Below are 6,084 nucleotides of genomic sequence, written 5' to 3'. Positions count from 1 at the left end.
CAGCCATTTCCATAGTTTGGATTCATGGCAAGACGCTAGAAGAGACAAATTCAGCGAGATGTTAGACAACTTGAAAAGCACTTTCAACGAGTTTGATGAAGCCGCGCAAGAGCAAATCGCATGGCTTAAAGAGAGGATTAGGGTTTTAGAAGAAGATTATTAAGGATGATTCATGGCTGAATGGAAAACGGACACAGAAGAAGTCAAAGAAATCGTTAAAAAATGCAGGGATTTTAAGGGATCCTTGCAAGAAGAAAGATGCGCTCCATTCATCAAAAACCTTGACGGATACGCGCGATAAATCCTAGTAGAACGCAAAAAAATTGAACTCCAGTTGCAAGGCGCTATAGAAGAATTAAAAAAAGCCAAAAAAGATCAAGGTGGCTTTTGGAGTTTCTTTTTAGAGGGTGCGAGAAGTTTTTGTAATATGGTTTCGAGAGTTTTCCCACCTGCTGAACTGGGTGCTGAAGCTTGTGATAAGGCTTTAAATTATATGGAAGAAAACACAGAAAAATGGGAAAGGAATGTGGAGCTGTTAGTTCAAGCACTTGAAATCTACTCTATTCAAGCCAAAGCGAGCGTGGAACTTGTAGAGAGAGCTTGGGAGGGCGTTAAAAAGTCGTTGAACTTTTATACCGATAAGCACCAGGAATTTATCAAGCGTTTGAATCAAGCGAGTGAAGCGATAGATAACGAATACAATATCGAGCCCCCAGAAATTTAAAAGAGTGCGATTTTGAAAGCCCTACGATTGTTTATAGCCCTAAAAAAAGCGTTTTTGATGAGCGCTTGAAAGATTTAAGGGAAGATTTTAGCTTTTCTTTATATGCAGATTTGAAAGATAAAATCCATCATAACGCTTTGTCTGGCGATGAATTAGAGTGCATGATAACCTCTAAAGAACAAGAATTTGAAAAGAATTTAGAGGATTTAATGCCAGGCTTTAGAGGTGAAACTAACGCCTTGTCTAGCGATGATTTAGAACGCATGGCAAGCTCTAAAGAGCGAGAGTTTGAGAAAAATTTAGAGGATTTAATGCCGAGTTCTTTAGGCGTGCCTTCTTATGATGAAAGCTTGTCGTTAGCCAAAGAGCGTTGCGTTAAAAATTGCAAGAAAGCTTTAAAAGACTTTGGCGAAAAAATCAAAGAATCCCCCAACGATTTGAACGCTATAAACGAAGCTTTTAACAACTTGGAAACAGAGTTAGAGCGCGCTACAGAAAATTTGATCCAAAAAATAGCGCCTATCTTAGAGCGGTATGAAAATTATAAGAAACAAGCGTTGGGTTATGGCGAGTTTTTAGAAAAAGAAAAAGAGGGCTTTATGGTAGATGATCAAAACCCCTATCCGGAAGAAGTCCGCTTTAATGAGTTGTGTTTAGCGGAGTTTGATAGCGTTTTTAGCGCCATTGTGCCTTTAGAAAATTTAGATAAACCCGCATGTGCTCATCATGCCTTAAAGGCTTTAGAAGCCGCGCTTAAAAATAGGGATTTGGGCTTTGATGCGACAGAACTAGAACAGATCGCAAAAGGATTCATTCCTAAGGGGTATTTGTGGCATTTTGACGCGAATGTTTTAGGGAACTTGGCGTTGGTGAGAGAAGAATTATTATTAAGCGTGAAACACACGAAAGGATACTTACTATGGAAACAATTCCTGCAAACTCAGAACTGAATTGGGAATTTGTAGAGCCGCTCAATGAAAACGCGTTGAGTGGGTTAGAAGATCAACTAAAAATGGGGTTGAGCGATGCGTTTAAGGACTTTGTCAAACGATCAAACTATGGTTTTAGCCAATGGCGTTCTTTTATGGTGGGCAATAAGTCTTACACATTCAAACATGTTTTGAACTTCAATTTAGAGGGCAAGGGCTTATTTATTGATTTTATGCAGAGTTTAAAAGAATGGTTAGAGCCTGAAGAAATCATCTTTGCTAATGACGGGTATGGGGGGTATTATCTTTTGAATACGGCTAGCGATGTGGTGCTGTTTTTAGACACTGATGATGGCTTAAAACATACGCTGTTGCACCTTAAAATATTTTTGAAAAAACTGGAATCAAGGGGTTAAAATGTTTTCTCATGAAGTTTATTTGGAGGGTTGCACCCTTGAATTAAGAAAGATTTGCGATGATTTTACAGAAAATGCCATGCAAGATGATTTAGGGCAGAAAATCAGAGATGAGGTGCTAGAGAGCATGCTAAAAATCGTGCATGATTTAGAAAATTTAGAGCAAGACACTCAAAGCCAAAGAAGAAGAATTAACGAGCAAATTGAAGACGCCAAGTCTTTGATGAAGCGAATTGATATGAATTTCCATTCACCAAGCGAGATTGAAAAGCTTGTGCGTGAAGCCAAAGAGCATGAAAAAGAAGCCAATAAACGCTATGATGAATATTTAAAATCTAAGGATAAAGAATGATTGAAATCAATGCATTGTTGCAAAAACTGGACGACGCCTTAGATAAAATTGTCCCTAAAAAAAGAGCCAGAGAGTTTTCTTAGGCCGATCGCTTCACAAATAGAGGAATACAAAAGAGTATCAGGCAGATTCAAGCGCAATTCACAGACGCGCCGCAATTCAATGAAACGAGTACTTACCCCCCATTTTTGAGCTGCGGTTTGTTGGAAATCAAAGGCAAGAACGGCGCTAATACAGATTTTTTATTGCCTAAAGTGTATCCTTTCCCCCCTAAAAGCTTGTATATAGAGCATGAAAAAGACGGGCAGTTTTTAAGAGAAATGCTCATGTGCTTACTCTCCAGCGTGCCCTTGGTGCAATTAGAAGTGATCTTAGTTGATGCGTTGAGTTTGGGGGGTATTTTCAATCTGGCGCGGCGGCTTTTAGATAAAAACAATGGTTTTATTTACCAGCAAAGGATTTTAACCGAAAGCAAGGAAATAGAAGAAGCCCTAAAGCATTTGTATGAGTGTTTAAAGGTTAATTTGCAAGAAAAATTAGCCGGTTATAAAGATTTTGCACATTATAATGAAAAAGAAAAAGACCGCTTGCCTTTAAAAGCGCTTTTTTAAGCGGGGTAGATGCCTTGAGTAAAGAAGCGCTTTATTATTTGGAAAAAATCATGCGCTTTGGCTCTAAAAATGGGGTTTTGAGCTTTGTCAATTTGGAGAGCGAAAAAAACAATAAACCCGCAGAAGATTTGAAACGCTATGCGGAGTTTTTTAAAGACAGGACAAGTTTTGAGCGCTTAAAATATCTTAATGTAGAAGTGATCAATGATCATGGGATCCAATCCCAACACATGCAAGACTTCGCTGATAAAATCAAAACGTATTACGAGCAAAAAAAAGCAGTCAAGAGGGAGCTGAAAGACTTGCAAAGAGACCAAGAATTTTGGACTGAAAGCTCTCAATCTGAAGTGTCTGTGCCAATGGGGTGGGATATTAACCACAAAGAGGTGTGTTTTGAGATCGGTGGAGCGCAAAACCACACGCTCATTTGCGGGCGCAGCGGGAGCGGGAAATCCAATTTCTTGCATGTGTTGATCCAAAACCTAGCCTTCTGCTATGCGCCTAATGAGGTCCAACTCTTTTTATTAGACTATAAAGAGAGGGTGGAATTTAACGCACACACAAACCCGACGATTTTAGAGCATGCGAGGTTGGTGAGCGTGGCGGGTTCGGTAAGTTTTGGCATGAGTTTTTTAAGCTGGCTTTGTAAAGAAATGCAAAAAAGAGCCAATCTGTTCAAACAATTTAATGTGAAAGATTTAAACGATTACCGAAAGCATGGCGGAATGCCAAGACTTATCGTAGTGATTGATGAATTTCAGGTGCTTTTTAGCGATGGTTCCATTAGAGAAAAAGACAGAGTGGAGGCGTATTTAACCACCATTCTCAAAAAAGGGCGTAGCTATGGGGTGCATTTAATTTTAGCCACTCAAACCATGCGCAGCACTGACATCAATAAAAGCCTTATGGCTCAAATCGCCAACCGCATCGCTTTACCTATGGACGCAGAAGACAGCAATAGTATTTTGAATAATGACGATGCGGCTTGTGAGCTTGTCAGGCCAGAAGGCATTTTCAACAACAACGGAGGGCATCAAAAATACCACACCAAGATGAGTATCCCTAAAGCCCCTGATGATTTCACAGCGTTTATCAAAAAAATCCATGCAGAATTTAACCAAAGAAATCTCGTACCCATAGAGCATAAAATCTATAATGGCGAGACGGCTTTAGAAATGCCTAGCATCCTTAAGGCTAATGAAATGCGTTTGCATCTGGGCAAAGAAGCGGATTATGAGCAAAAGGACTTGATAGTTGAGTTTGAAAGTAACGAATCGCATTTGCTGGTGGTGAGCCAGGATTTAAGCACTCGCATCGCCTTAATGAAGCTTTTCGCTCAAAATTTCAAGACCGCCAACAAAGAGCTGCTCTTCTACAACGCCGAAAAACGCCTTGTGAGAGAACTTGATGGGTTGAAAAAACACCACATCACACCCATGCAAAGCCCTCTAGGGAGTGTTTTAGACACCACCATGAGCCCTAACAGCGTGCTGATGGTAGACAATTTAAACGAAGCCAAAGAATTGCACGACAAAATAGGGGTGGAAAAATTAAAATCGTTTTTAGAAAAAGCTACGGACAACGAGCGGTATTGCATCATCTTTGCGCATGACTTCAAACAGATTCAAGCTAATTACGATTCTGTCAAGTTAAAAGAATTGTTAAACAACCACTTCAAACAACGCCTGGCTTTTATGTGTAATGGTGAGAACTTGAGCGCTATCAGAAACGATTTGCCTTCATTGACAAACAAACTCAACGCGCTATTTATAGAGCTTTCTAAAGACAGCCATACTGAATTCAGGCCTTTTAGTTTATAAGGTCAAAAAAGGGGGTTAAAAAAAGAGAGGGGTTAAAAAGACTAAAGGAATTTAATCTTTTTGAAGCGCTTTTAAACCTTTTGCGTGATGGAACGAGCGATTTTTTCTCTTAAATGCAATAAGGGTTCTGAGCCTTTCGCTAAAGCTTTCATGCATAAATGAGAACTAGCGGTTTCACTCACTGCCCCATCCACTCCTTCGCTTTCTTCAATCCATTCTCGCACACCAGACAGCTCTATGGGGCAATTGATGATCACTAGATTCAAATAATGCGTATAGCCATCAAACATGCACATGTTATTTAAGTCGGTGGTTTTGGGATCTAAAATCGTGTTGTCATAATAGATGGGTTTCTCATCTTGTAAAACAGAGATTTTGGTGTGCAAGCGGTTGAATTTAAACAACTCATTGCGCGCCACTCGCCCTGCGACAATGATTTCACTATAGAGCAATTGAGAGCTAGAGCGCAAAGAAATCGTGGTGTTGCCCTTAAAATGCGCGTTTTCAAAGGGGATTAACGGGAAAGGCACGAAGTCTAAAAAAGCGTTTTCCCCCACAACAATGTGCATGTCTCTGCTGGCAAACCCGTCTTCAGTGTTGTGGATTTTTTCAAAGGATTGCGAAGTGATCCTTAGCTTGCAATTTGGACCGATGTTTAATTGCACATCTTGCGCATCGCCCCTCATCATGCCAGGGCTTACCGCTAAAAGCATGATTTCAGCTAAATCGTCTTTAGGGTAAAAGGGCGCCATGAGCTTAAAGGGGGGCGTGAAGAAATTGTCTTCAATCACGCACCGCCCGTCAGCCCCTACTTTGGTTTTTAACCTGAGCTTGGATTCTTGAGCGTAAGTGTTCATCAATCTTCCAATAAAGCGTTGTGCTTGATCCAAGCGATCACATCGTCTAGGCCTTCTTTAGCGCGGATATTTGTAAAAATAAAGGGCTTTTCGCCGCGCATTTTTTTAGAATCCCTTTCCATGACTTTCAAGTCCGCTCCCACATAGGGGGCTAAATCAATCTTATTGATGACAAGCAAGTCTGAGCGCGTGATTCCTGGCCCGCCTTTCCTGGGGATTTTATCGCCCTCAGCCACATCAATCACAAAAATCGTAAAGTCCGCTAGCTCTGGGTTAAAAGTCGCTGAAAGGTTATCGCCTCCGCTTTCAATCAAAAGCAATTCCAAATCAGGGAAACGGCCATGCATTTCTTCTACGGCTTCTAAATTCATAGAA

Annotated in this window: 6 protein-coding genes and 2 pseudogenes; 6 read left to right on the top strand and 2 right to left on the bottom strand. The window is 40.5% G+C overall.

All coding sequences use genetic code 11. The features are described 5' to 3' along the window. The 6 genes and pseudogenes from DV63_RS11145 to DV63_RS11120 all read left to right on the top strand — a co-directional run. The coding region (locus DV63_RS11145; RefSeq protein ID WP_020982384.1) for a hypothetical protein at positions 1-163 on the top strand (163 nt) is incomplete at its 5' end. Between the two features lie 9 nt (positions 164-172). After that, positions 173-301 (top strand): hypothetical protein, encoded by a 129-nt coding sequence (locus DV63_RS18600; RefSeq protein ID WP_017179697.1) that lies wholly within the window; start codon positions 173-175, stop codon positions 299-301. Continuing rightward, positions 302-1,674, top strand: a pseudogene (locus DV63_RS18220) (HNH endonuclease signature motif containing protein). Further along, entirely contained in the window at positions 1,644-2,069 is a 426-nt protein-coding gene (locus DV63_RS11135; protein WP_000447904.1) for an SMI1/KNR4 family protein, read from the top strand. Before DV63_RS18220 ends, DV63_RS11135 begins: the two are co-directional and overlap by 31 nt. 1 nt (position 2,070) lies before the next feature. Further along, positions 2,071-2,421, top strand: coding sequence for a hypothetical protein (locus tag DV63_RS11130; RefSeq protein WP_000491249.1), 351 nt, complete (start codon positions 2,071-2,073; stop codon positions 2,419-2,421). Beyond that, positions 2,418-4,852, top strand: a pseudogene (locus DV63_RS11120) (FtsK/SpoIIIE domain-containing protein). Before DV63_RS11130 ends, DV63_RS11120 begins: the two are co-directional and overlap by 4 nt. Before the next feature lie 71 nt (positions 4,853-4,923). Here the strand turns inward: DV63_RS11120 and DV63_RS0209070 are convergent. Then, entirely contained in the window at positions 4,924-5,709 is a 786-nt protein-coding gene (locus DV63_RS0209070; RefSeq protein WP_001099485.1) for an urease accessory protein UreD, read from the bottom strand. Continuing rightward, positions 5,709-6,084: urease accessory protein UreG (gene ureG / locus DV63_RS11115; protein ID WP_020982383.1), on the bottom strand; the 376-nt coding region annotated here is incomplete at its 5' end. The genes ureG and DV63_RS0209070, both read right to left, overlap by 1 nt.

This window comes from Helicobacter pylori FD535 (assembly GCF_000296015.2).
GTDB classification, from domain to species: domain Bacteria; phylum Campylobacterota; class Campylobacteria; order Campylobacterales; family Helicobacteraceae; genus Helicobacter; species Helicobacter pylori_CT.
The sequence above is the reverse complement of the archived record's forward strand: the minus strand, read 5'-3'. Positions and strand labels throughout refer to the sequence as shown.

Coding starts and splice junctions, on each gene's coding strand:
- DV63_RS18600 (WP_017179697.1), top strand. CDS start 173: ATGGCTGAATGGAAAACGGACACAGAAGAAGTCAAAGAAATCGTTAAA.
- DV63_RS11135 (WP_000447904.1), top strand. CDS start 1,644: ATGGAAACAATTCCTGCAAACTCAGAACTGAATTGGGAATTTGTAGAG.
- DV63_RS11130 (WP_000491249.1), top strand. CDS start 2,071: ATGTTTTCTCATGAAGTTTATTTGGAGGGTTGCACCCTTGAATTAAGA.
- DV63_RS0209070 (WP_001099485.1), bottom strand. CDS start 5,709: ATGAACACTTACGCTCAAGAATCCAAGCTCAGGTTAAAAACCAAAGTA.